This window comes from Mycobacterium sp. Soil_C_30 (genome assembly GCF_057656995.1).
In genome coordinates this window covers 1-525 of the sequence record NZ_JBDGJH010000059.1, presented here as the reverse complement: position 1 = coordinate 525, position 525 = coordinate 1, and the positions used below count along the sequence as shown (strand labels likewise).

Genomic DNA, 525 nt, shown 5'->3' with positions numbered 1-525 from the left:
GGGTGGATCTAGTATCGAACACATGTTCGATGACTTGTTGGATCCGGCGACCTGCGGGGAAATCACCCGCGCGCAGATGGTCACCGCCATCCGGCAATACCACCGCCTGCACGCCACCACCGCCGCTCGCACCTGGGCGTTCGTGGCGATGCTGCTGCGCGACCACGAAGACACCGCCGTCGCCGAGGACCGCCAACACTGGGCCCACGACGGCTGGGCCGCCGCCCGCGACGACATCGGCCCCGCCCTGCGCCTGAGCCCGCGGCGGGCCTCCACCCAGATGAAGATCGCCGAAGCCCTGGCCCTGCGCCTACCCGAAACCGCCGCCCTCCTAGAACACGGCATGATTTCCGCCGCGGTGGCCACCACCATCGTCTACCGCACCGAATACGTCGCCCCCCACGCCCACGCCGCCGTCGACGCCGAAATCGCCGAGCGCGCCGGCGGGTTCAACACCCTCTCCGACGCCGAACTCGACGTCGCCATCGACGCCGTCATCGAAGAACGCGACCCCGACGCGGTCCG

Annotated in this window: 1 protein-coding gene; it reads left to right on the top strand. The window is 69.7% G+C overall.

Annotated elements, in window-relative coordinates; all coding sequences use genetic code 11:
* Window positions 1-22 precede the first annotated feature (22 nt).
* Window positions 23-525, top strand: a 503-nt coding sequence (locus tag AC3A6P_RS36105; RefSeq protein ID WP_487697458.1) for a DUF222 domain-containing protein, incomplete at its 3' end; no start/stop codon positions are given.